We start from the raw sequence: 22,323 nt of genomic DNA on the forward strand, positions 1-22,323 counted from the left end.
GGCTTTTATTTTAACTCAATACTAAAATTTGTATCTCTTAGTTCGTTTGTGTTTGAGCTTCTTGTTTTAAAGACTCACTTGCAACAATAGCTAATTCTACACGTCTGTTCTTAGCTTTGCCTTCAGTAGTTGTATTATCTCCAACAGGTTGCGTTTCGCCATACCACTTGGTATCAAAACGGCTTGCATCGATACCCTGACTAATTAAATAATTAGTTACAGACTCAGCTCTTTGTTTTGAAAGGGTAAGGTTATATTCATCTGCACCAGCACTATCGGTATGCCCTTCTACTAAAATATTCGATTGTGGATATTCCTTAAAAATACCAACTAGTTTATTTAATGTAGTTGCTGACGTACCTTGAACATTTGATTTATTGGTGTCAAAATACACACCTGCATCTTCATTAAAGGTTACATTGATACCTTCACCTACACGCTTTACTTCTGCACCAGGTATCTCTTCTTCTATACGTTCTGCTTGACGGTCCATTCTATTACCTATATAACCACCGGCTGCACCACCTATGGCAGCACCCAAAATTGCACCAAGAGCAGTATTATTACCACTCCCAACATTATTCCCCAAAATTCCGCCGATTACGGCTCCTCCTGAAGCACCTATTACGGCACCTTTTTGGGTTTTATTTGCGTTTTTTACAGTACTACAGCTCATAACCAAGGCAAGAGCTAGAATGTAACTTGTTCTACGTAATATCATTGTTTTCATATGCTTATTTTAAATTTTAAGTAGGTTTATTTTTTACTGAATTGGTAAACAACATTAATTGGTGCACCTTCTACCATTACATTAGATTTTAATGTCATAGCTGTTTCGGTAAGGTTTTCAATATTTAAACGATAACCGGCACCTCCAGAAATATCTTGATTTTTTTCGTTAATGAATTTAAATTGTAACTGGCTCGTGTAATTTTCTTCACGTTCTACAACAGACCATCTAATATAACGGTCTCCTCCAGTACAAAATGTAGATTGGTTAATTGTGTATCTCCCAGTACTATTGTTGTCACGAAAGAACCACTCGCTACCTTCTAAACATATATCTTCTACGTCATTGAATAATACCGCTTTTACATTACCGGTATTACCTTCAAAGGAAACATCATTTAAAGTCCATGTGCCACTTAGCAAGTTTCTCTTTCCTCTCGCATCTTTTGACACTGAACATGAGGATATTACAAGTACTATACTAAAAAGCCAAATCATTTTTTTCATAAGTAAATTTATTTAGGTTTGATCTATATACGTTTAAAGGTATTTTTTGGACGGATTTATTTTACATATTCGACCAATTACCACGCAAAGATGCTGCTAAATAATTGTACCTATTACCTCTTTTAACAAATTTGTTGACGGGTTTACCCTATAATCGAGATTATAATATTCTGAGATATGCCTCGAATTCTAATGGTTCATTTAAAAATACCTGATAGACATAACATAAGGTAGTTTATTAATATGCTAACAATTCTTTTAATTCAGCTTCGAACCTAGACTTGGCTAGATATTGTTCTTCAAGCTGGGTATTAAAAGGAATTGGGGTTTCTAAACTACCCACTCTTTTTATAGGACCATCTAAGTATTGAAAACAATTCTCCATCACCATTGCCGAAATATCACTTGCTATGCCCCCAAAAAGGCTGTCTTCCTGTAAAATAATTAATTTTCCAGTACGCTGTACAGATTCATAAATTGCCTTAGTATCTAAAGGTTGTAAACTTCTTAGATCCAACAGATCGGCATGAATATCAGTGTTCTTTTCCAAAGTTTCTAACGCCCAATGTACACCTGCTCCATATGTCACAATAGTAATTTGATGACCTTGTTTCAGCAAACTTGCTTTACCTAAAGGCAACGTGTAATAATCAACTGGCACATCTTGATATAAACTTCTATACAACCCTTTATGTTCAAAAAACAAAACAGGATTTGGATCTTCTATAGCTGTTGCCAACAAACCTTTCGCATCATATGGAAATGCAGGATATACCACTTTCAATCCGGGAGTTTTGGTAAACCAAGCTTCATTTGTTTGTGAATGAAACGGTCCGGCAGAAACTCCGCCGCCACAAGGCATGCGAATTACAACATCTGCTTTCTCTCCCCATCTATAATAACTTTTAGCTAAATAGTTGACAATGGGATTAAATCCGCTACTGGCGAAATCGGCAAATTGCATTTCCATAACCGCTTTCATACCATTAATAGATAAACCCATTGCCGTAGATACAATTGCCGATTCACATATAGGTGTATTACGAACGCGTTCTTTACCAAACTCATTTACGAAGCCCTCGGTAATTTTGAAAACTCCACCATATTCTGCAACATCTTGCCCCATGATAACCAGGTTATCAAATTTTTGCATCGACTGCCTTAATCCTTCTGAAATAGCATCTACCAAACGAATATTATTTGTAGAATTACCAAGATTAATCTCTACTAAATCAAATTTTTGATATACCTCACTTAATTCTTTACTTTGATCGGGAATAATTGACGCTTCTTCTAGGGCTAACTTTAAATGTTCATCGATTTCAACTTGTATTCCCTCTTTATAAGAAGCTATACTAGCTTCTGTTAAGAGTCTTTCACTTATCAAATATTGCGTAAAATTTTCTAATGGATCTTTCTCTGCCCAGACATCTAAAAGCTCTTGTGGTACATATTTTGTTCCACTTGCCTCTTCATGTCCGCGCATGCGAAATGTTTTAAATTCTAACAAGGCAGGTCTCGGATTTATTCTCATATCCCGAACCAATTCCGAAACCTTATAATAGACCTCTAATACATTATTACCATCTATTATATGTGACTCCATTCCGTACCCAACGCCCTTATCTGCGATGTTCTCACATTTAAACTGCTCGTTGGTTGGCGTTGACAGTCCGTAACCATTATTCTCTACGCAGAAAAGAACTGGTAAATTCCAAACAGAAGCAACATTCAATGCTTCATGAAAATCACCTTCACTTGTCGCGCCTTCTCCAGTAAATACTGCAGTTACACTCTTTTCATTTCTTAGTTTGTGAGCTAGGGCTATACCATCTGCAACACCTAATTGCGGACCCAAATGCGAAATCATGCCAACAATCTTGAAATCTTGTGTGCCAAAATGAAAGCTACGGTCTCTCCCTTGGGTGAATCCGCTTGCCTTACCTTGCCATTGTGCGAACAGCCTTTTTAAAGGAATCTCTCTTGCCGTAAATACACCTAAATTTCTATGCATAGGTAAAATGTACTCATCACTACTCAATGCAGTAGTAACACCTATAGAAATTGCCTCTTGCCCTATGCCACTAAACCATTTAGATATTTTACCCTGTCTAAGAAGAATCAACATCTTTTCCTCAATCATTCGAGGTTTAAGCATTGATTTATATAGCTTTAATTTTATGTCATCAGCTACTTTAAAATCGGCGTAAATCATTGATATGGTCCATTTTGACTATTAAATTATAAATGTAACAAAAAAGCAAAGAACAAGTATAGATTATAACAAGGCTTGTAAATCCACAATAATTATTAATTTTACGTAAATTCTTTACAATATGAGCTTAGTACCTAGTGTAGATTTATCCGATTTTCTTTCTGACGACCCAAAAAGAAAACAAAAGTTTATTGATGAAATTGGAAAAGCCTTTGAAGAAATTGGCTTTGTTGCCCTAGGCGGTCACTTTCTTTCAGACAAGTTAGTAGATTCTTTATATGCTGAAATTAAAGATTTCTTTGATTTGCCCGCTGATGTAAAAGATGGCTACCAGATTGAAGGTATTGGCGGTCAACGTGGTTATACTTCTTTCGGTAAGGAACATGCAAAAGGAAGAAAAGAAGGAGATCTTAAAGAATTTTGGCATTTCGGACAGTATGTAGAGGATAATGATGAACTAGAAAAGGAATACCCTGCCAATGTTATGGTTAAAGAATTACCTGAATTTAATAAAGTGGGAAAGGAAACCTATAAAATGCTAGAGAAAACAGCGAGATACGTTTTACGCGCGCTAGCTTTACATTTAAATTTAGATGAATTCTATTTTGATAATTATATTAAAAACGGAAATTCCATATTACGCCCAATACATTATCCTCCAATTACATCTGAACCTAAAAACGCAGTAAGAGCCGCAGCTCATGGCGATATTAATTTAATAACGCTATTAATGGGAGCACATGGTAAAGGATTACAAGTTCAAAACCATGAAGGCGAATGGGTAGACGCTATCGCAAGACCTGATCAATTAATGATCAATGTTGGCGATATGTTATCTAGATTAACAAATAACAAACTTTTATCGACTATTCATCAAGTGGTAAATCCTCCAAAAGAATTATGGGGAACATCTAGATACTCTGTACCATTTTTCATGCACCCAGTTAGCGAAATGCCATTAAATTGTCTTGAGAACTGTATCGATGAAGAGCACCCTAAACTTTATACTGATATTACTGCAGGTGAATTTCTTCATGAGCGCTTAATAGAGCTTGGGTTAATTAAAAAATAACCACTATGGACCTTAAAGACCAATTAAAAAATTTATTTCCTGATCACGAACAAGAAGATATTCCGGTTGAAAATGAAGCAGAAAAAGACATTTGGCTTCAAGATGACCCCATTATTTGCAAGTACGAAAAGCGAAAGGGCAAACCTATTACCATCTTAGAAGGCTATACCGGCGCCGATGAGGATTTTAAAAAATTAGCTAAAGAATTAAAGACCAAATTGAGTGTTGGCGGTAGTTTTAAGGATAATAAAATTATTATTCAAGGCGATTATCGCGATAAAATCATGACACTACTAAAAGATAAAGGTTTCGCAGTCAAGCGTGTAGGCGGATAATTTTATAAACAACCTACTTTTAAAGTTCCATTTGTTTTCTGTTAAATAATTTTATAACGTTGTTATTAGTATTATTTTTATTCTAATCAAATTAAATCAAACCTGGTATGAGTTCTCTCTTGCACATTACCAATGGGGATGTTTTCACCGAACGTCTTCAAAAATTAAATTTAGGTGGTGATGTCATTACTTGGCGCGAAATGCTTTGTGAAGGTCAAACATTACCAACCGTAGGTACAGAAACCTTTTGGAAAGCTCGTTTCGAGTTTCTTCATAAAAACTATAAAGTCTCAAAATCTTGGTTTATTGAAAAGACCTTAAAAGAATATAGGTCTTTGTGTAGCCATAAACAGCAGGATCATATCGTTCTTTGGTTCGAGTATGATCTTTTTTGTCAAGTAAATATGCTAGCTGTCATCAGTTGGCTGCTTACCCACAGAAAATATGCCCAAATATCTTTGGTCTGTAGTGGTAATGAAGACGAAACTGATAAAATGTATAGCCTCAATGAGCTTTCTAACGAACAGTTATTAAATCTTTACAATAAAAAAAAGGTACTAAACCAAGATGATACCGAATATGCCGATTATGTGTGGCAGCTATACTGCAGCAATAACCCAATTAGATTAGAGAATTTGACAGATTTCAAAGATTATCAGTTCGACTATCTTGGTGATGCCGTTAAATCTCATTTAAAACGTTTTCCAAGTATCAACAACGGATTAAATGAAATGGAAAACACCATTTTAAAGTTAGCGGTAGATAAAAAGCCAAAATCGAAAACCGAATACATGGAAATCTTGCTTAAAAACCAAGGTAACCTAGGTTTTTCAGACACACAGTACGACCGTGCATTAACAAGATTAAAACCTTTAATTACTAGTTTGAACCCTGTTCGCATATCTAAAAAAGGCAAGGAGATTTTAGAAGGCAAAACCAGCTACTACTCTTGTATTCAAGACAACGATGTGTATTTAGGAGGCGCATTGAAATACAATTTCCTATACAATACTTCTACTAACAGAATTTTAAAATTATAGCATGCAACTAAAGCCTGCTGAGCTTATCATCAACGAAGATGGCAGTATCTACCATCTTAATTTATTACCAGAAGATATCGCAACTACCGTAATTACTGTTGGCGACCCAGATAGGGTGAGCCAGGTATCTCGTCATTTCGATACTATTGAGGTAAAAAAAGGTAAACGTGAATTTCATACCCATACCGGTCATTTGAACGGTAAGCGTATCTCTGTAATTTCTACAGGGATCGGTACAGACAATATCGATATTGTTTTAAACGAACTTGATGCGTTGGTAAATATAGATTTAAAGACCAGGACACTTAAAGCGAATCATACTTCTTTAAATATTATAAGAATAGGTACTACCGGCGCCATTCAACCTAATATTCCTATTGATACATTTTTAATCAGCAAATATTCGATTGGTTTTGACGGACTTTTACATTTCTACGAGCATGATAACATCAACTTTCCTGAAATAGAAGATGAATTTATAGCACACACTTCTTGGGATGCTTATAAAGCAAGACCATATGTGCTCTCGTACTCTGAAAAATTAGGTGAATTGTTTGCTGATAATCGTATACGATTAGGTTTTACTGCAACGAATACGGGCTTTTACGGTCCGCAGCAGCGTCAATTGAGAATAAAGCCCAGCCAAATGGAATTGATGGAGAATTTATCTACATTCAGCTACAATGACTTAAAATTGACCAATCTTGAGATGGAAACTTCGGGTATTTATGCTCTTGCACAGCTATTAGGTCATGAAGCAGTATCTTTAAATTGTATTGTAGCGAATAGATCTACTGGCGAATTTTCTGCTACACCTACCGAATCTGTCGATAAGCTTATTGAATTATGCTTGAAAAAATTGGCTTAACAAACATTTACCACTTTCTTACTCTAGTACTTGTTATTTTTACTGAAATCTTAGCATGAAAAAAGAAAACATAAAGCATAGAGATATTAATTGGCTCTACTTTAACGAACGTGTTTTACTTGAAGCTGAAAATAAGGATACGCCTTTATTAGAAAGATTAAAATTCTTGGCCATATTCTCATCTAACTTAGATGAGTTCTTCAAGGTACGAGTATCGCAATTGCGTCAAATTAAACAGTTAGATAAGAAATTTCGCAAAAAACTAATGTTTAAAGCGAATAGCACGTTACAGCATATTCTAAAAACGATTAATGAACACCAAATTCAATTCGGAAAAGTTATTGCAAGCACTTTAGCCGAACTTGAAGACCATAATATATTTTTTCGGAATACGTCAAATTTTACACAAGAGCAAAAACAATTTTTAGCATCGGTATTCGATGAAACCATAAAAGCATCTTGCACTTTACACCAAATAAAAGATGAATTAACAGATGGCGCTATATATTTAGTAGTTACACACCCTAATCACGCTTACAGTGTTGTTAAAATACCTACTGATCAAGAGCGTTTTATACGTTTACCGGGCGACGGACATCAATTTACATTTATAGATGATGTTATTAAGCTCAATATTCAAAAGCTACTGCCGAATAAAGAAGTTATTGATTGTTTCTCGATTAAATTATCTAGAGATGCCGAGCTTTACTTAGAAGACGACTATTCTGATATTGAATTGGTCGAGAAAATATATAATTCTTTAGATAAAAGATTATCAGGACAGGCGACAAGATTACTTTACGACGAATCGATGCCCAACTGGCTAATTGACGCCCTTAAAAATGATTTTAATCTGGGAGTAGTTGATCTATCTCCCGGTGGCACTTATCATAATTTATCTGATTTCTTTTCTTTTCCCCTTCCTGAAGGAACTGAACATTTGCAATACCAGTCAAAACCAGCACTACCACATAAAGAATTATCAAACACTGAGAATATCTTTGATAGTATCGCTAAAAAAGACCAATTGGTACATTTTCCGTATCAAGATTTTAAAGTGGTTGAAGATTTTCTTACCGCAGCGGCTACCGACCCACAAGTAAGTGCCATTAAGATGACGATTTACCGCATTGCAAAGTCTTCGTCACTGGCAGATGCCATTTTAACAGCTTTAGATAATAACAAGAAGGTTACCCTATTTGTTGAAGCCCAAGCCCGTTTCGATGAAGCCAACAATATTAAATGGGGGCGTATTTTTGAAGAGAAAGGTGCTAAAGTTATTTTTAGTATTCCCCAGGTTAAGGTACATTCTAAGATTGCAATGGTTTACCGCAATGAAGATAATAAAGTAAGGCGATATGCTTACATAGGCACGGGTAATTTCAATGCTAAAACATCAAAGATTTATTGCGACCACGGACTCTTTACTGCTGACAAGAAGATTACGAAAGATTTGGGTCAGGTATTTCAGGTATTGGAAAGAAAAATAATTGTACCGAAACTGAAACGCTTAATGGTCTCGCCATTTACCACTAGAATTACATTCTTAAACCTTATTCAAAACGAAATCAATGCCGCTCGTGAAGGTAAAAAAGCCGCCATCACTGCTAAAATGAACAGTCTTGAAGATTCTGATATGATTAAAGCTCTATACCGAGCAGTAAATGCCGGTGTTGATGTTCGGCTTATTGTTAGAGGTTTTTGTTGTTACTTAACTGCTAACAACGAGCCAGCTGAGGGTATGAATGAAAATATTTACATTACCAGTATTGTGGATCGCTATTTGGAACATGGTAGAATTTATCTTTTTGAAAATGGAGGAAATGAATTAATGTACATTGGTTCTGCTGATTGGATGACACGTAACTTAGATAGGCGAATTGAAGTATTAACGCCTATTTTAGATCCTGATATTTTTGACGAGCTAAAACATATTTTGACTTTACAGCTTAATGATAACCAAAAGGCACGTATTTTAGATATAGAAAACTCCAATAAAAAGGTTGAACAAGCTGCTGACCAAGAAAATATACGCTCTCAATATGCCATTTACGATTTCCTTAAAAAAAAAATTAAATGAAGACTGTTAAGATTATTGGCGTACCTGAACATTTTAATCTTCCTTGGCACTTAGCTATTGAAGAAGGTGCTTTTGAAGAAAGAGGTATCAACTTAGAATGGACAGAAGTACCTGAAGGTACCGGCAGAATGAGCGAAATGCTTAAAAATAAAGAAACTGACCTTGCTATCATCTTAACCGAAGGAATCGTAAAAAGTATTACCGAAGGCAATCAAGTTAAAATTATTCAAGAATACATTGCCTCACCGCTGTTATGGGGAATTCATGTCGATGCCAATAGTTCATATAGGTCTTTAAACGGTTTAAAGGGCACCACAGCTGCTATAAGCAGATTTGGTAGCGGTAGCCACCTTATGTCTTATGTTCAAGCAACTGAAATGGGCTGGGACACTAAAAATTTAAAATTCGATTTAGTACATAATTTAGACGGAGCAGTTGAAGGCTTGTCTTCTGGTAGTGCAGACTATTTTATGTGGGAGCGTTTTACTACAAAGCCTCTTGTAGATAGAGGTGTATTTAGGCATTTAGGCAACTGCCCTACGCCATGGCCGTGTTTTGTATTGGTTGGAACAAATGATTTTTTAAAGGAAAACGAGGGAGTTTTAAACCATATACTAGAAATCATCAATATGTATACGGCTGAATTTAAACAAATTCCACGTATTGATTCTACTTTAGCAAACAGGTATAATCAAAAATTAGAAGATATTCAAGAATGGCTACAACTGACAGAATGGAGCCAGAAACAACTACCAGAAAGTACATTGACCAAAGTTCAACATACACTGAAGGAATTGACTTTAATAGAAAAATCAATTCCGGTATCCGATATTCTTAGATGATTTAAATGGTAGCTAAGCTGTAATGCTTTTGAATTAACGCTTTGAACGTTTCATCAGATAGAGGTTTTTGGGCAAAATCAGCAATATATTGATTGGCGATAGCACGTTCTTTATCCTCTTTATTATCACTTATCGTTACTAAAACAATAGTAATTTGATCTTTTAGCTTTTTAGGAACCAACTCCTCATAAGCATTCATAAACTGCCACCCGTCCATAACAGGCATTCTTAAGTCTAACATGACCATACATGGCAATTCTAATTGCTCTTGACCTTTACCTAGAATAAAATCAATGGCTTCCTGACCGTTAAGGGCAGAATTAATATTCACATCCATATCCAGTTTATTGATAAAGATGGAATGTAAAAAGTTGCTCGCATCATCATCATCTACCAGTAAAATAGTATTTAGCCTTTCTAAGTTATTCATTTGAGTTGTTGTTTATGTTGTTAACTACTATTGTGCCCCAAAGCACAATCTAAATTTAAAGCTTTAATAAGTATCTAACTTACCATGCTATAATTTTATTGCCTAAATCTTCTAATATTTTATTACAAGACGAAAAATGTTTATTTCCAAACCAATATCCTCGATTGGCACTTAACGGAGAAGGATGGCCAGAAGTCATTAAATAGTGCTTTTTCGAATCTATAAGTTTTGCTTTTTTCTTGGCATATCCACCCCAAAGCATAAAAATTATTTGTTCTCTATTTTCAGATAGTTTTGAGATCACGGTATCGGTAAATACCTCCCAACCTTGTTTTTGGTGACTACCAGGTTCATGAGCCCGAACTGTAAGCGTAGCGTTTAGAAGCAATACGCCTTGTGCTGCCCACCGCTCAAGATTACCGCTTTCTGGATATTTGATACTTAAATCTTTCTCTATTTCTTTAAAAATATTGATTAATGAAGGCGGATGCTTAATACCATCTTTTACTGAAAAACATAATCCATTTGCTTGATCCGGACCATGATAGGGATCTTGACCTATAATCACGACTTTTACATTTTCAAAACTACAGGTATCGAATGCAGCAAAAATATCGGTAGTATTCGGGTAACAGGTGTGGTGTTCATATTCCTGCTCCACAAACTGCATTATATTCTTAAAATAGGGTTTATCAAATTCACCTTTTAATTGATTTTCCCAACTAGTATTCAATCTCAAATTCATTATTTTCCACTTACATATTTGACTTCTTCAAAGTTAATATTTCATTAGGTTTGAGCAATGGTTAGTCCAGTTATCTATCCGTAATTTATTCTACGCGAACACTAACTTTACGAGTTAACGAATATTTATCTAAGCTAATCTACCCCTATTACAATTCATTGTCAATGCGTACCTTTGTAGCTTACTAAAGTATAACGTGGCTAACATACATTCCAAAACATTACAAGACTTAGAATTTCCATCTGTTTTAAAACAAGTATCTGCTCGTTGCAATACCGAATTAGGTAAGGAAGCAGCATTGGAAATCGCCCCTTTTATAACTGAAGAAGTTATAAAAATCGAATTGGGGAAAACGGCGGAGTATCTTTCGTCGTTAATTAGTGAAAACCGGATTCCCAATCACGGTTTCGATAGCATAAATAATGATCTAAAGCTGCTTAAAATTGAGAACACCACTTTAGAACTTCAAGGATTTAAGAGAATTGCCGGTATTTGTATTACTGTTGAACAACACCAGAAATTCTTTAAAAAATTCAAGGAATATTATCCTTTATTTTTTGAATTTGCCTTAAAACTTGAGCCAAACAATCAAATTCCGAATTTAATCAATAATGTTATTGACCGTTTCGGTGAAGTAAAAGACAATGCCTCTGATCAATTATTTTCAATAAGGAGACAAATTAATCTGGTACGCGGAAAGATTAGCCAAAGTTTTGGAAGCGCCCTAAATACCTATAATTCTTCTGATTACTTAGATGAAATTAGAGAATCTGTTGTTGAAAATAGACGTGTATTGGCAGTAAAGGCAATGTATCGTAAAAAGGTAAAGGGTGCCGTAATGGGAACCTCAAAGACCGGAAGCATTGTTTACATAGAACCTGAAGCTGCCTTGAAATATAGTCGCGAGCTTAATAATTTGGAATTTGAAGAGAAAGAAGAAGTTCAACGTATTCTCAAGCAATTAACGAGTCAAATAAGACCATTTAGAGCTCTTTTAAGCGATTATCAAGTTTATTTGACGCAAGTGGATGTTATTGCTGCCAAAGCAAAGCACGCGGAAGATATCAATGCTTTATTGCCCAATATAAACTCTAACAACAGATTATATCTACGAGATGCCTACCACCCGCTGTTATTTTTAAATAATAAGCGAAAGGGCGAAAAAACATATCCACAAACCATTGAACTACACGCTGAGAATAGGATTATTGTGATATCAGGCCCTAATGCCGGTGGTAAAAGTATTACCCTAAAAACGATTGGTTTACTTCAAGTAATGCTTCAAAGCGGCATGTTGATTCCCGTTCACGAAAGAAGTGAAGTTTGCTTCTTTAAAAAGATTTTAACGGATATTGGAGATAACCAAAGTATTGAAAATCATTTAAGTACATACAGTTACCGCTTAAAGAACATGAACCAATTTCTAAAGCGATGCGATGGCGATACTTTATTCTTAATCGATGAATTTGGTACTGGTAGTGATCCAGAATTAGGTGGGGCTTTAGCAGAAGCCTTTTTAGAAGTCTTCTACGAACGTGGATCTTATGGTGTAATTACAACGCACTATGCCAATTTAAAAGCACTTGCCAACGAATTACCACACGTTACAAATGCAAATATGCTTTTCGACGGAAAAACATTAGAGCCTACTTTTCAATTGATTTTAGGGCAAGCTGGTAGTTCTTTCACTTTTGAAGTTGCCCAAAAGAACGGTATACCCTACTCTCTTATCAATAAAGCAAAGAAAAAAATTGAACGTGGAAAGGTTCGTTTTGATGCTACCATAGCCAAACTACAAAAAGAACGTAGTAAAATGGCCGAAACAGGTTCTCGACTAAAAGAAGAGGAAATTAGAGCCCGAGAAGAAGGTCAACGTTTAGAAAAGTTAAATGCAAAGGTCAAATCTAAGTTAGAGAACTATCAAGAACTTTACGATCATGATCAGCGCATGATTCAGTTAGGAAATAAGGTAAATGTCGCGGCAGACAAGTATTTTCAAGATAACAAGAAGCGCCCTTTGGTTTCAGAACTATTAAGAATCGTTGAGACAGAGAATAGTAAACGAACGAAGAAGACTGCTAATCAAGCCAAAGCCGAACGTGTTAAAAAAGCCAAAGTCGCCGAGGAAGTCCAAAAAGAAGTGAAGGTTATTCGTGAGAAAAAGAAGGTTGAAAAGAAGAAAGCAATTTTCAAAGAAAAGAATAAACCAAAACCGGTATTTACTATCGGAGATCGTGTTCGTATGCTTGACGGTAAAGCCGTAGGTAGTATAGATTCTCTAGAAAAAGGTAAGGCGATAGTTAACTATGGCATTTTTACAACCAATGTAAGTGTGGATAAATTAGAATTGGTTGAAAGAAAAAAATAATACTGATTTACAGCTAGTTATATAAAATCGTATACGATTTTATTCTAATTTAAAATATACTATTAGATTTAAATTTTATGTTTTATCAATAATATTCTGATAGGATATTATAAAAATGTTGTGAGATGTTGACTAAATATTGTTTTATTTTTACAGTGTGAATTCAAATAAAAAAATCATTCTTTTTGATGGTGTTTGCAACTTATGCAACAACAGTGTTCAATTTGCCATAAAGCGAGATAAAAATGATATTTTTAGATATGCCGCCATTCAAAGTGAAACGGGAAAAAAATTATTGAAGGAACGTAATATCGACACGAATGAAGTTGATTCCATAATTCTTATAGAACCGAATATTGCATATTATACCAAATCTACCGCAGCACTTGAAATTTGTAAGGATTTGAAAGGACTTAACACCGTATCTACTATTTTACTATGGTTACCGGAGTCCTTCAGGAATATCGTATACGATTTTGTTGCAGCCAATAGATACAAGTGGTACGGCAAAAAAGACGCTTGTATGATACCTACCGAAGAATTAAAAAGCAAATTCATTTAATAATTACTGCTACCCTCGCCCTTCAACAAATTTTAATTCAAAGAAGATTTCTTTTACCTCTAACCATTTATATTAGCGTTCGTTACATTTTTAACATTTAACTTTTACTCGTTTGTTAATTAGAAAGTAAACTATGAGCGAGGTTAAGCGTAAAAGATATAAAAAGAAAAGGTATGTACTCCCAATAATCCTCATTACACTATTGGTTATAATTAGGCTTTCACTCCCCTATTTTATAAAGAACTATGTAAATAAAGTTCTTGCCGATATACCTGGCTATTATGGTCAGGTAGACGATATAGACTTATCTATTATTCGAGGGGCCTACACTATACACGGCATGTACTTGAACACGGTGAAAGCAAATTCTGAAATTCCATTTCTAGATTTTAAAAAAACTGATATTTCTGTAGAATGGAATGCGCTTTTTCATGGTAAAATAGTTAGCGAGATTCAAATGTCGGAACCAACTATTATTTATGTTTTTGAAGACCAACAAGACACTACCGGTCAAGCCGATACAGAAGACTGGTCAAAAGCTCTTACTGATTTAGTCCCTATCGACATCAACCAACTGACAATTGAAAATGGAAAATTCGCTTTTTTACAACTTCAGGCAGATCCGAATATTGATTTAAACTTATCGAAGGTTCAGTTATCAGCTTCTAACCTTAGAAATGTTGTGGAGAAGACTAGGACCTTACCCTCTACTATTCATGCTACCGCTACATCTATTGGTAATGGTGACGTATTGTTGGATGGAGAAATGAATTTGGTCAAGGAAATTCCTGATATGGATATTTCTTTCAGCTTACAAAATGCGAATGCTACAGCTTTAAATGATTTCACAAAATATTATGCTGGAATAGATTTTGAAGAAGGTTCCTTCGATTTATTCGGAGAGCTTGCTATTGCCGATGGATATATGAAAGGTTCTTTTAAACCTATTTTAAAAGACGCCAAACTCATTGGCAAAGATGACGGATTTCTAAAAACCCTCTGGGAGGGATTTGTAGGCTTTTTTAAGTTCGTTTTAAAAAACCACAAACAAGATACACTTGCCACTAAAATACCTGTTGAGGGGGACTTAAATAACGTAAAGACTAAAATTTTGCCCACAGTAACAAGAATATTTAGAAATGCATGGATTCAAGCTTATAGTGATGTTGTAGATGACGACCTTAATTATCATGATGCTATAGAAGGTGCGGACAAGCATAAACAATAAAATAAATCATGAATAATAAAATTAAGAATGTTGCCTTAATAGGCTACACAGCAAAAGGGGTTGTATATGCGATGACCGGTATTCTAACCTTTTTGACATCTATTAGCATGGGTGGTCAAAAAGCAGGTAAATTATCCACAATCAACTTTTTAGAGGAACAAAGTTTTGGTGCATCTATAGTCATTATTTTAGGTCTCGGTTTATTGTGCTACGCTTTATGGCGTCTAATACAAGGCATAGTGGACCCTGAGGATATTGGTGCCGAACCTAAGAATATTGCAAAGCGAGCTGGCTTTACAATTAGTGGCTTCATCTATGCCGGTTTGGGATTGATTGCAATATTTGATGGTTTGGATATAGGACTTTTCTCGGGTAGTGACAACTCAAAATCTTCTTTTCTATCAGGTACTAGCGGGGCCATTATATTTCTAGTTATAGGCACAGGATTAGGCTTAAAAGGTGTGTACCAATTCGTTAAGGCATTTAAAGGTGAATTCCTCGATAAGTTTCAAATAGATTCTTTATCCTCTATTACTAAGAGAAAATATATCAAAAGAATTGGCTATGCCGGTCTAATTTCTAGAGGAATTGTAACAAGTATTATCTCGTATTTTTTTATAACAGCCGGTAAGAATCTTCAAGGAATAAGATCACAAGAATTAAAAGGCACTTCAGAAGCTTTTTCATTCATTCAAGAGCAGATTTATGGCAAATGGTTACTTGGTATCGTGGCGATAGGTTTAGTATGTTACGGGTTATTTATGTTCAGTACAGCCGCCTATCGGAAATATGATGATTAAACCACCTTATTTTTTATAATTATCATCCCAATTCTTAACCTTTGGCTCATGTAATTTACCGATTGATTTTGCAACTACCATAGACACAGTTGCATCGCCTGACACATTAATAACGGTTCTACACATATCTAAAGGTCTATCAACAGCAAAAATCAATGCCAATCCTGCCTCAGGAATACCAGCTTGGGCTAAAACAATAACCAACATAACCATACCGGCACCTGGTACTGCAGCACTACCTATTGAAGCTAGTGTAGCGGTAACAATAATTCCTAATTGTGCAGATAAACTTAAATCCATTCCAAATGCCTGTGCAATGAAAACAGCCGCTATCGCTTGATATAAACTTGTACCATCCATATTTATAGTGGCACCAATTGGCAATACAAAACTTGTGACTTCTTCATCAACACCTAAATGTTCTTCTACCCTTTCCATGGTTACAGGTAAAGTTGCTGCGCTTGAACTCGTTGAAAATGCTAGTAGTTGAGCTGGCGACATACCTTTCATAAATGCACTTGGAGATGTTTTTGTAAAAACCCATACCATTAATAAGTAAACGCATAACATTAATGATAGCCCTAAAACAACACAGAAGGCATACCATGCCAGTGCTTTGAATAAATCTAAACTTGGAGATTCTACAATCAATGCCGCTAGCAATGCAAAAACGCCGTAAGGAGCAGCTAGCATTATTAGGTCGATCAATTTTAATATAACTTCATTGAAGCCGTCAAAGAACTTTTTAACGGGACTTGCTTGTTCTTCGGGTATAAGTATCAATCCGATTCCAAAAAATATAGCAAAAAAGATAACTTGTAACATGTTTCCGTTATCCGAAGCTGCTGCAAAAATATTGCTTGGCACCAAATCTTCCAATGCTTGTAACGGTCCAGCTTCTTGTTGCTTATCTGCCTTATTTTTAATGGCATCAGCATCACCTTTATAATTCTCAACTAATTCTGTTCTAGTTGCCTCGGTAATTGAAGCACCAGGTTTTACAACGTTTACAACACCTAAACCAATGGTAACCGCGATAACTGTGGTAGCGATATAGATTCCTATAGTACGCCCACCCATTTGAGAAAGCTTAGAAATATCCTTTAAATCTGATACGCCTTTTATTAAAGAACCTAAAATAAGTGGTACGGCAATAAGCTTTAATGAGTTGATGAAAATATTACCGAATGGCTTGATCCAATCTGAAATGAATTTTGGTCCCCAATCTAGCTGAACCATGGCTAAAGCAAATAAAACTCCCGCTAACATTCCTATTAGAATTTGCCAATGCAACTCAAGCTTCCTCATATATAAATTAGTTTAGGGAAGTAAGATAGTATTTTGCAAGGAAAAGTGCTAAAAACCCAACCTATAATTTAATGGTACGGTTTAAAAGGGCATAATCTGCCAAAACCAATGCGGTCATCGCTTCGACTATAGGTACAGCTCTTGGAACTACGCAAGGATCATGTCTTCCCTTACCCTGTGTTTTAATGTTATTACCTTCTTTATCAATTGTTTCGTAACCTTGAATAACCGTTGCTACTGGCTTAAAAGCAACATTAAAATAAATATCCATTCCATTACTTATTCCACCTTGAATACCACCACTATAGTTGGTTTTTGTAGAACCGTCAATATTAAATTGATCGTTGTGTTCGCTACCTTTCATCTTAACACCTTCAAAGCCGCTACCATATTCAAAGCCTTTTACTGCATTTATAGATAACATTGCCTTCCCTAACTCGGCATGAAGCTTATCGAAAACCGGCTCTCCTAAACCAATCGGTACATTTTTAGCTACACAGGTAATAATTCCACCAATGGTATCACCGTCTTTTTTAATGGACTTGATATAATCTTCCATCTTTGCGGCCATTTGTGGGTCGGGGCAACGAACATCATTACTTTCTGTTAGAGATAAATCTAATTCTGTATAATGCTTACCTAAATTCATATCTCCTACTTGAGATACAAATGCTTGAATTTCTATTCCTTTTAAAAACTGTTTTGCAATAGCACCCGCCACTACTCTACTAGCTGTTTCACGAGCAGAACTTCTACCACCACCACGGTAATCTCTAAATCCGTATTTTTTATCGTATACATAATCTGCATGCGATGGTCTATAAGAATCTTTTATATGTCCGTAATCTTTAGATTTTTGATTTGTATTATGAATAGCAAAGCCAATTGGCGTTCCCGTGGTTTTTCCTTCAAAAATTCCCGAATAGAACTCTACTTCATCTGGCTCTTTTCTTTGAGTAACAATGGCAGATTGACCTGGTTTACGACGATTAAGATCATTTTGTATAGCATCAAAATCCAATTCTATTTCTGACGGACAGCCATCAATAACTCCTCCGATTGCTTTTCCGTGAGATTCTCCAAAAGTGCTTACCCTAAATATATTTCCGAAGGTATTTCCAGCCATAATAAATGCGTTCTAAATGATGAGATACTGATTGTAATACTTACCAATCAACCGACTTCAAAGGTAAATGTTAAATGCTGGAAAGAAAAATTTTAAAAGCGCATAATATTAGCTTAACCTTACTCATTTGTGATAATGATAATTTAACCTTAAGATTAAAAATTGTTGACCCAATAAGTAACTACTGCATATGCAATTAGGTTTAATTTTGTCATAAAATTTATCCCCTTGAAAAAACGACGTCTTGAAATAGTTGTGCTTTCTGATATTCACTTAGGTTCTTATGCTTGTCATGCAGAAGAATTACTAACATATCTATCTAGTATAGATCCTAAAATATTAATTCTCAATGGTGATATACTTGACGCAAAGAAAATGCGTAACAATTACTTTCCACCATCTCATTTAAAAGTAGTTAAAAAAATATTTTCACTGGCATCAAAAGGTACCGATGTACATTATATAACCGGTAACCGCGATGAACCTTTTCGTAAAATTGATGAAATTTATATGGGTGCCATACAAGTTTCTAATCGGCTTACATTAAAACTGAATGGGAAAAATACATTGTTTTTTCACGGAGACATTTTCGATTTTTCATTTAGACACTCGCATTGGCTTTTGAATTTTGGAGGAACCGGTTTTGATATGCTTTTAAAACTTGCCAAACTAAAGACAAAAACCCTTCATATAATCGGAAAGAAGAACAAACCATTCACTAATCCGGAATTAGAATATGGAGAGCGTGATCCACAGCAAATAGCACTTTTTGAAAAAAATGTAGCTAAAATGGCTATTAAACAGCACTTTGACCATGTCATTTGCGGTCATAGTCACGCTCCGAACAAACAAGTCTTTGAAACCAAAAAAGGAGAATGTCTTTACCTAAACTCCGGTGATTGGGTAAAGCATATGACAGCTCTTGAATACTCTTTTAAACGTTGGAAACTTTACCGCTACGAGAATGATAAGCTCGCATCGTTTTATATGGATGAAGAGTTGAAGTCAATGGACATGAACGAGCTTATGGATACTATAACCCAACGGAAAGAAAGTGAACTAAAAAGTCAAAAAGAGACAGACGATTTAACCGACTAGCTCTCCAAAGCCTCTTTTAAGATACTTACCGGATGTTTCGCTATTCTTTTGGTACCGTCAAAAATTTGATGTCTACAACTTGTTCCGTTAGCTGCGATGATGGTTTCTGGACTAGATTTGCTCACGGCAGGGAATAATTTTAGAGCTCCAATTTTCATGCTTGTCTCGTAATGCTCTTCTTCATACCCAAAAGAACCAGCCATACCACAACAACCAGAGGCTATAATAGTAACCTTATAATTTGTGGGTAGATTCAATACATCAAAAGTTACTTTTTGGTTACTCAACGCTTTTTGATGACAGTGATTATGAATTTTAATATCTCTAGCGTCATCTGTAAAATCTGACGAAGTTAAATTACCATCTGCAATTTCTTTTGCTAAGAACTCTTCGATTAAAAAAGAGTTGTCAGCAATTTTCTGGGCCGTATCTTTATCTGCTGTCATACGCTTGTATTCATCTCTAAAAGATAAGATGGCTGAAGGCTCTAAACCTAGAACAGGCAAACTTGCATCTGCGAACTTCTTTAATTCTTGCGTATTCTTAATCGCTAGCTTTTGAGCCTGCTTTAAAAAGCCTTTTGAAAGAAATGTTCTTCCACTTTCGGCATAGTACAATTGCACATCGTATCCAAGTTTTGTCAATAGTTCTATTGCATCTTTACCCACTTCAACATCTAGGTATTTGGTGAATTCATCAACAAATAGTACTACTTTTCTCTTTGACTTAATATTTTGACTACCATATTGTTGAAGGTGTTTATCGAAATTAAAGCTATAAACTTTAGGTAAACTCCGTTCTTTAGCTACTCCGCTTGTTTTTTTCAACAATCCGCCTAGAAATTTGGAATCATATATCGCATTTGTCAAGCCGGAAACCTTACTTCCTAATCCGTTTAACTTCGTATTGTAAGCAAACAATTTTCCTCGTAAAGAATAGCCATTTGCTTCTTGATATTGATACAAAAACTCTGCTTTTAAAGTAGCTACATCCACATTACTGGGACACTCACTTGCACAAGCCTTGCAACTTAAGCAAAGATCAAATGCCTCTTTAATTTCAGGACTATCAAAACTATTCTTTGCTGCACTATTTGGGTTCGTCAAAAACTCTCTTAAAGTATTTGCTCTACCTCTGGTAGTATCTTTCTCGTTTTTGGTTGCGTGGTAACTAGGGCACATACCGCCGTTCATATGATGGGTTTTTCTACAATCGCCACTACCATTACATTTTTCTGCTGCCTTAAGTATACCTTCACTATCAGAAAAATCCATCAAGGTCTTAATCTCTGGCTCTTTACGGTCTATTTCGTATCGAAAGGACTTATCCATAGGGTAAGCATCGACAATTTTACCCGGATTGAAAATACCCTTCGGATCAAAATAAGATTTAATTCTTCTAAGAAGTTCATAATTCTTATCCCCTATCATTAATGGTATAAACTCTGCACGAACAATACCATCGCCATGTTCTCCACTAAAAGAACCTTTATATTTTTTAGTCAATTTGGCTACATCGGTGGTTATATCTCTAAACAACCCAACATCTGTAGATTTCTTAAGGTTTAAAATAGGGCGTAAATGCAATTCTCCAGCACCTGCATGTGCATAGTACACAGCACTTTGCCCATAGCCTTTCATGATTTCAGAAAACTCGGCAATAAAATCTTTTAAATCAGGTAAAGCCACTGCAGTATCTTCTATACAAGCTACCGCCTTCATATCACCCACTATATTCCCTAACAGACCTAAACCTGCTTTACGTAACTCGATCGCTTTAGGTATTTGATCACCATAAAGCACAGGGCCCGCATAACTAAGTCCCGATTGCGCTATTGTCTTTTGCAACGATTCAACAGCCTCTTTCAACTCAGATTCTGTATGTGCAGACACTTGCAACATTAATAATGCAGCCGGATCACCCTCTACAAAAAACCGATTCGCCAATTGCGCACGGTTGTTTTTGGTGCAATCTAAAATGACCTTGTCCATTATTTCACATAATTGCAATGGGTGCTCCATTACAGGCACCACATCCATTAGGCAATCTTCTAAAGACGTGTAATGTGTAACGACCATGGCCGACAATGCTGGCGGCAACTCATCTAACTGAACTGTAATTTCCGTGGTAAAAGCCAATGTTCCTTCACTCCCACATAGCAATTCTGCCATGTTAAAATAAGGCAAGTTACCACCGAATACGTCTGACTTCAATAACTCATCTACAGCATAACCTGTATTTCTTCTATGTATTTCTGGCTTCGGAAAATGTTCTTTTATTTCAGAAGCTATAGTTTTATTATCTAGTTCTTTAAATATACTATTATAAAGTGATACTTCAAGTGTTTTTCCTTGCTGTTTTTGTTTGAATTCAGCCGCTGTAATCCTGCCAAATTCAGCTTCGTTACCGTCTGATAAAATGGTTTTCATCGAAATAACCTTATCTCGCGTAACCCCGTATTGAATCGATGTGGTACCCGATGAATTATTACCCACCATACCACCGATCATACATCTATTTGAAGTTGATGTATTAGGACCAAAGAACAAGCCAAAAGGTTTTAAATATTGATTTAGCTCATCTCTAATAACACCTGGCTGAACAGTTACTTGCTTTTTTTCTTGATCCAGGCTTATGATTTCTGTAAAATGCTTAGATACATCAACTACCAAACCATCACCTACACATTGCCCTGCCAGCGATGTACCTGCAGTTCTCGGTATTAGTCCAATGTTTTGCTCGTTTGCAAACTTTATAATCTTTTTGATATCATCTACCGACTTCGGAAAAGCTGCTCCTAAAGGTATTTTTCTGTATACTGATGCATCCGTAGCATAAATAGTCTTGGTAAGATTATCAAATCGTACATCTCCCTCTATATCTTGTCGTAACTTTGACAGCAAATTATTATCCAACTTAACACAATTTTGATTGCTAAATTAAGTTTTATTGTGTGAGCTACATTACAAA

19 protein-coding genes are annotated in these 22,323 nt (G+C 35.6%); 11 read left to right on the forward strand and 8 right to left on the reverse strand.

Translation table 11 applies throughout. From position 1 onward, the window contains the following. Nucleotides 1-37 precede the first annotated feature (37 nt). From CLV90_RS12015 to CLV90_RS12025, 3 genes are all read right to left on the reverse strand, one after another. On the reverse strand, nt 38-730 hold the full coding sequence (locus CLV90_RS12015) for an OmpA family protein (RefSeq protein WP_133687710.1): 693 nt from the start codon (nt 728-730) through the stop codon (nt 38-40). A 26-nt stretch (nt 731-756) separates the two neighbouring features. After that, nucleotides 757-1,236, reverse strand: a complete 480-nt coding sequence (locus CLV90_RS12020; RefSeq protein WP_133687711.1) for a lipocalin family protein — start codon at nt 1,234-1,236, stop codon at nt 757-759. A gap of 238 nt (nt 1,237-1,474) precedes the next feature. Then, the gene (locus CLV90_RS12025; protein WP_243835407.1) at nt 1,475-3,451 is read right to left on the reverse strand and encodes an alpha-ketoacid dehydrogenase subunit alpha/beta; all 1,977 of its coding nucleotides are present in this window, start codon (nt 3,449-3,451) and stop codon (nt 1,475-1,477) included. A gap of 121 nt (nt 3,452-3,572) precedes the next feature. Here CLV90_RS12025 and CLV90_RS12030 point away from each other — a divergent pair, with 121 nt between their 5' ends. The 6 genes from CLV90_RS12030 to CLV90_RS12055 all read left to right on the forward strand — a co-directional run bounded on the left by CLV90_RS12030 (nt 3,573) and on the right by CLV90_RS12055 (nt 9,688). After that, nucleotides 3,573-4,523 carry an isopenicillin N synthase family dioxygenase gene (locus tag CLV90_RS12030; protein ID WP_133687712.1) on the forward strand — a complete coding sequence of 317 codons (951 nt, stop codon included), beginning with the start codon at nt 3,573-3,575 and terminating at the stop codon, nt 4,521-4,523. Between the two features lie 5 nt (nt 4,524-4,528). Beyond that, on the forward strand, nt 4,529-4,858 hold the full coding sequence (locus tag CLV90_RS12035; protein ID WP_133687713.1) for a translation initiation factor: 330 nt from the start codon (nt 4,529-4,531) through the stop codon (nt 4,856-4,858). Nucleotides 4,859-4,965: 107 nt separating this feature from the next. Continuing rightward, nucleotides 4,966-5,898, forward strand: coding sequence for a DUF1835 domain-containing protein (locus CLV90_RS12040; RefSeq protein WP_133687714.1), 933 nt, complete (start codon nt 4,966-4,968; stop codon nt 5,896-5,898). A 1-nt stretch (nt 5,899) separates the two neighbouring features. Beyond that, nucleotides 5,900-6,766: a nucleoside phosphorylase gene (locus tag CLV90_RS12045; RefSeq protein ID WP_133687715.1), complete on the forward strand. Its 867-nt coding sequence runs from the start codon at nt 5,900-5,902 to the stop codon at nt 6,764-6,766. A gap of 55 nt (nt 6,767-6,821) precedes the next feature. Continuing rightward, entirely contained in the window at nt 6,822-8,846 is a 2,025-nt protein-coding gene (ppk1, locus tag CLV90_RS12050; RefSeq protein ID WP_133687716.1) for a polyphosphate kinase 1, read from the forward strand. Next, on the forward strand, nt 8,843-9,688 hold the full coding sequence (locus tag CLV90_RS12055) for a substrate-binding domain-containing protein (protein ID WP_133687717.1): 846 nt from the start codon (nt 8,843-8,845) through the stop codon (nt 9,686-9,688). Before ppk1 ends, CLV90_RS12055 begins: the two co-directional genes overlap by 4 nt. Nucleotide 9,689: 1 nt before the next feature. Here CLV90_RS12055 and CLV90_RS12060 read toward each other — a convergent pair whose 3' ends face one another. Together CLV90_RS12060 and CLV90_RS12065 are read right to left on the reverse strand one after the other, a co-directional pair. Beyond that, nucleotides 9,690-10,118: a response regulator gene (locus CLV90_RS12060; RefSeq protein ID WP_133687718.1), complete on the reverse strand. Its 429-nt coding sequence runs from the start codon at nt 10,116-10,118 to the stop codon at nt 9,690-9,692. A gap of 79 nt (nt 10,119-10,197) precedes the next feature. Further along, nucleotides 10,198-10,863: a uracil-DNA glycosylase gene (locus CLV90_RS12065; RefSeq protein WP_133687719.1), complete on the reverse strand. Its 666-nt coding sequence runs from the start codon at nt 10,861-10,863 to the stop codon at nt 10,198-10,200. 196 nt (nt 10,864-11,059) lie between these two features. On the opposite strand from CLV90_RS12065, the gene CLV90_RS12070 reads away from it, so the two are divergent. The 4 genes from CLV90_RS12070 to CLV90_RS12085 all read left to right on the forward strand — a co-directional run bounded on the left by CLV90_RS12070 (nt 11,060) and on the right by CLV90_RS12085 (nt 15,821). After that, on the forward strand, nt 11,060-13,231 hold the full coding sequence (locus CLV90_RS12070; RefSeq protein ID WP_133687720.1) for an endonuclease MutS2: 2,172 nt from the start codon (nt 11,060-11,062) through the stop codon (nt 13,229-13,231). A 157-nt stretch (nt 13,232-13,388) separates the two neighbouring features. Then, nucleotides 13,389-13,793, forward strand: a complete 405-nt coding sequence (locus CLV90_RS12075; protein ID WP_133687721.1) for a thiol-disulfide oxidoreductase DCC family protein — start codon at nt 13,389-13,391, stop codon at nt 13,791-13,793. A gap of 133 nt (nt 13,794-13,926) precedes the next feature. Next, on the forward strand, nt 13,927-15,021 hold the full coding sequence (locus CLV90_RS12080; RefSeq protein WP_133687722.1) for a DUF748 domain-containing protein: 1,095 nt from the start codon (nt 13,927-13,929) through the stop codon (nt 15,019-15,021). Nucleotides 15,022-15,029: 8 nt separating this feature from the next. Further along, complete coding sequence (locus CLV90_RS12085) at nt 15,030-15,821, forward strand: DUF1206 domain-containing protein (RefSeq protein WP_133687723.1); 792 nt, start codon at nt 15,030-15,032, stop codon at nt 15,819-15,821. A 6-nt stretch (nt 15,822-15,827) separates the two neighbouring features. Here CLV90_RS12085 and CLV90_RS12090 read toward each other — a convergent pair whose 3' ends face one another. Together CLV90_RS12090 and aroC are read right to left on the reverse strand one after the other, a co-directional pair. Next, the gene (locus CLV90_RS12090; RefSeq protein ID WP_133687724.1) at nt 15,828-17,129 is read right to left on the reverse strand and encodes a dicarboxylate/amino acid:cation symporter; all 1,302 of its coding nucleotides are present in this window, start codon (nt 17,127-17,129) and stop codon (nt 15,828-15,830) included. Between the two features lie 61 nt (nt 17,130-17,190). Next, nucleotides 17,191-18,255 (reverse strand): chorismate synthase, encoded by a 1,065-nt coding sequence (gene aroC / locus CLV90_RS12095; RefSeq protein WP_133687725.1) that lies wholly within the window; start codon nt 18,253-18,255, stop codon nt 17,191-17,193. 228 nt (nt 18,256-18,483) lie between these two features. Between aroC and CLV90_RS12100 the strand changes: the two genes are divergently transcribed. Further along, nucleotides 18,484-19,353 carry a UDP-2,3-diacylglucosamine diphosphatase gene (locus CLV90_RS12100; RefSeq protein WP_133687726.1) on the forward strand — a complete coding sequence of 290 codons (870 nt, stop codon included), beginning with the start codon at nt 18,484-18,486 and terminating at the stop codon, nt 19,351-19,353. Here the strand turns inward: CLV90_RS12100 and CLV90_RS12105 are convergent. Further along, entirely contained in the window at nt 19,350-22,268 is a 2,919-nt protein-coding gene (locus tag CLV90_RS12105) for an FAD-binding and (Fe-S)-binding domain-containing protein (RefSeq protein ID WP_133687727.1), read from the reverse strand. The two genes, CLV90_RS12100 and CLV90_RS12105, sit on opposite strands and share 4 nt — an antisense overlap. Between the last annotated feature and the right edge of the window lie 55 nt (nt 22,269-22,323).

Origin of the sequence: Maribacter spongiicola (assembly GCF_004364165.1) — a bacterium.
GTDB classification, from domain to species: Bacteria; Bacteroidota; Bacteroidia; order Flavobacteriales; family Flavobacteriaceae; genus Maribacter; species Maribacter spongiicola.

Excerpts from the sequence above, each read along its gene's own strand:
- CLV90_RS12015 (WP_133687710.1), bottom strand. The coding sequence starts at position 730 with ATGAAAACAATGATATTACGTAGAACAAGTTACATTCTAGCTCTTGCC.
- CLV90_RS12020 (WP_133687711.1), bottom strand. The coding sequence starts at position 1,236 with ATGAAAAAAATGATTTGGCTTTTTAGTATAGTACTTGTAATATCCTCA.
- CLV90_RS12025 (WP_243835407.1), bottom strand. The coding sequence starts at position 3,451 with ATGATTTACGCCGATTTTAAAGTAGCTGATGACATAAAATTAAAGCTA.
- CLV90_RS12030 (WP_133687712.1), top strand. The coding sequence starts at position 3,573 with ATGAGCTTAGTACCTAGTGTAGATTTATCCGATTTTCTTTCTGACGAC.
- CLV90_RS12035 (WP_133687713.1), top strand. The coding sequence starts at position 4,529 with ATGGACCTTAAAGACCAATTAAAAAATTTATTTCCTGATCACGAACAA.
- CLV90_RS12040 (WP_133687714.1), top strand. The coding sequence starts at position 4,966 with ATGAGTTCTCTCTTGCACATTACCAATGGGGATGTTTTCACCGAACGT.
- CLV90_RS12045 (WP_133687715.1), top strand. The coding sequence starts at position 5,900 with ATGCAACTAAAGCCTGCTGAGCTTATCATCAACGAAGATGGCAGTATC.
- ppk1 (WP_133687716.1), top strand. The coding sequence starts at position 6,822 with ATGAAAAAAGAAAACATAAAGCATAGAGATATTAATTGGCTCTACTTT.
- CLV90_RS12055 (WP_133687717.1), top strand. The coding sequence starts at position 8,843 with ATGAAGACTGTTAAGATTATTGGCGTACCTGAACATTTTAATCTTCCT.
- CLV90_RS12060 (WP_133687718.1), bottom strand. The coding sequence starts at position 10,118 with ATGAATAACTTAGAAAGGCTAAATACTATTTTACTGGTAGATGATGAT.
- CLV90_RS12065 (WP_133687719.1), bottom strand. The coding sequence starts at position 10,863 with ATGAATTTGAGATTGAATACTAGTTGGGAAAATCAATTAAAAGGTGAA.
- CLV90_RS12080 (WP_133687722.1), top strand. The coding sequence starts at position 13,927 with ATGAGCGAGGTTAAGCGTAAAAGATATAAAAAGAAAAGGTATGTACTC.
- CLV90_RS12085 (WP_133687723.1), top strand. The coding sequence starts at position 15,030 with ATGAATAATAAAATTAAGAATGTTGCCTTAATAGGCTACACAGCAAAA.
- CLV90_RS12090 (WP_133687724.1), bottom strand. The coding sequence starts at position 17,129 with ATGAGGAAGCTTGAGTTGCATTGGCAAATTCTAATAGGAATGTTAGCG.
- aroC (WP_133687725.1), bottom strand. The coding sequence starts at position 18,255 with ATGGCTGGAAATACCTTCGGAAATATATTTAGGGTAAGCACTTTTGGA.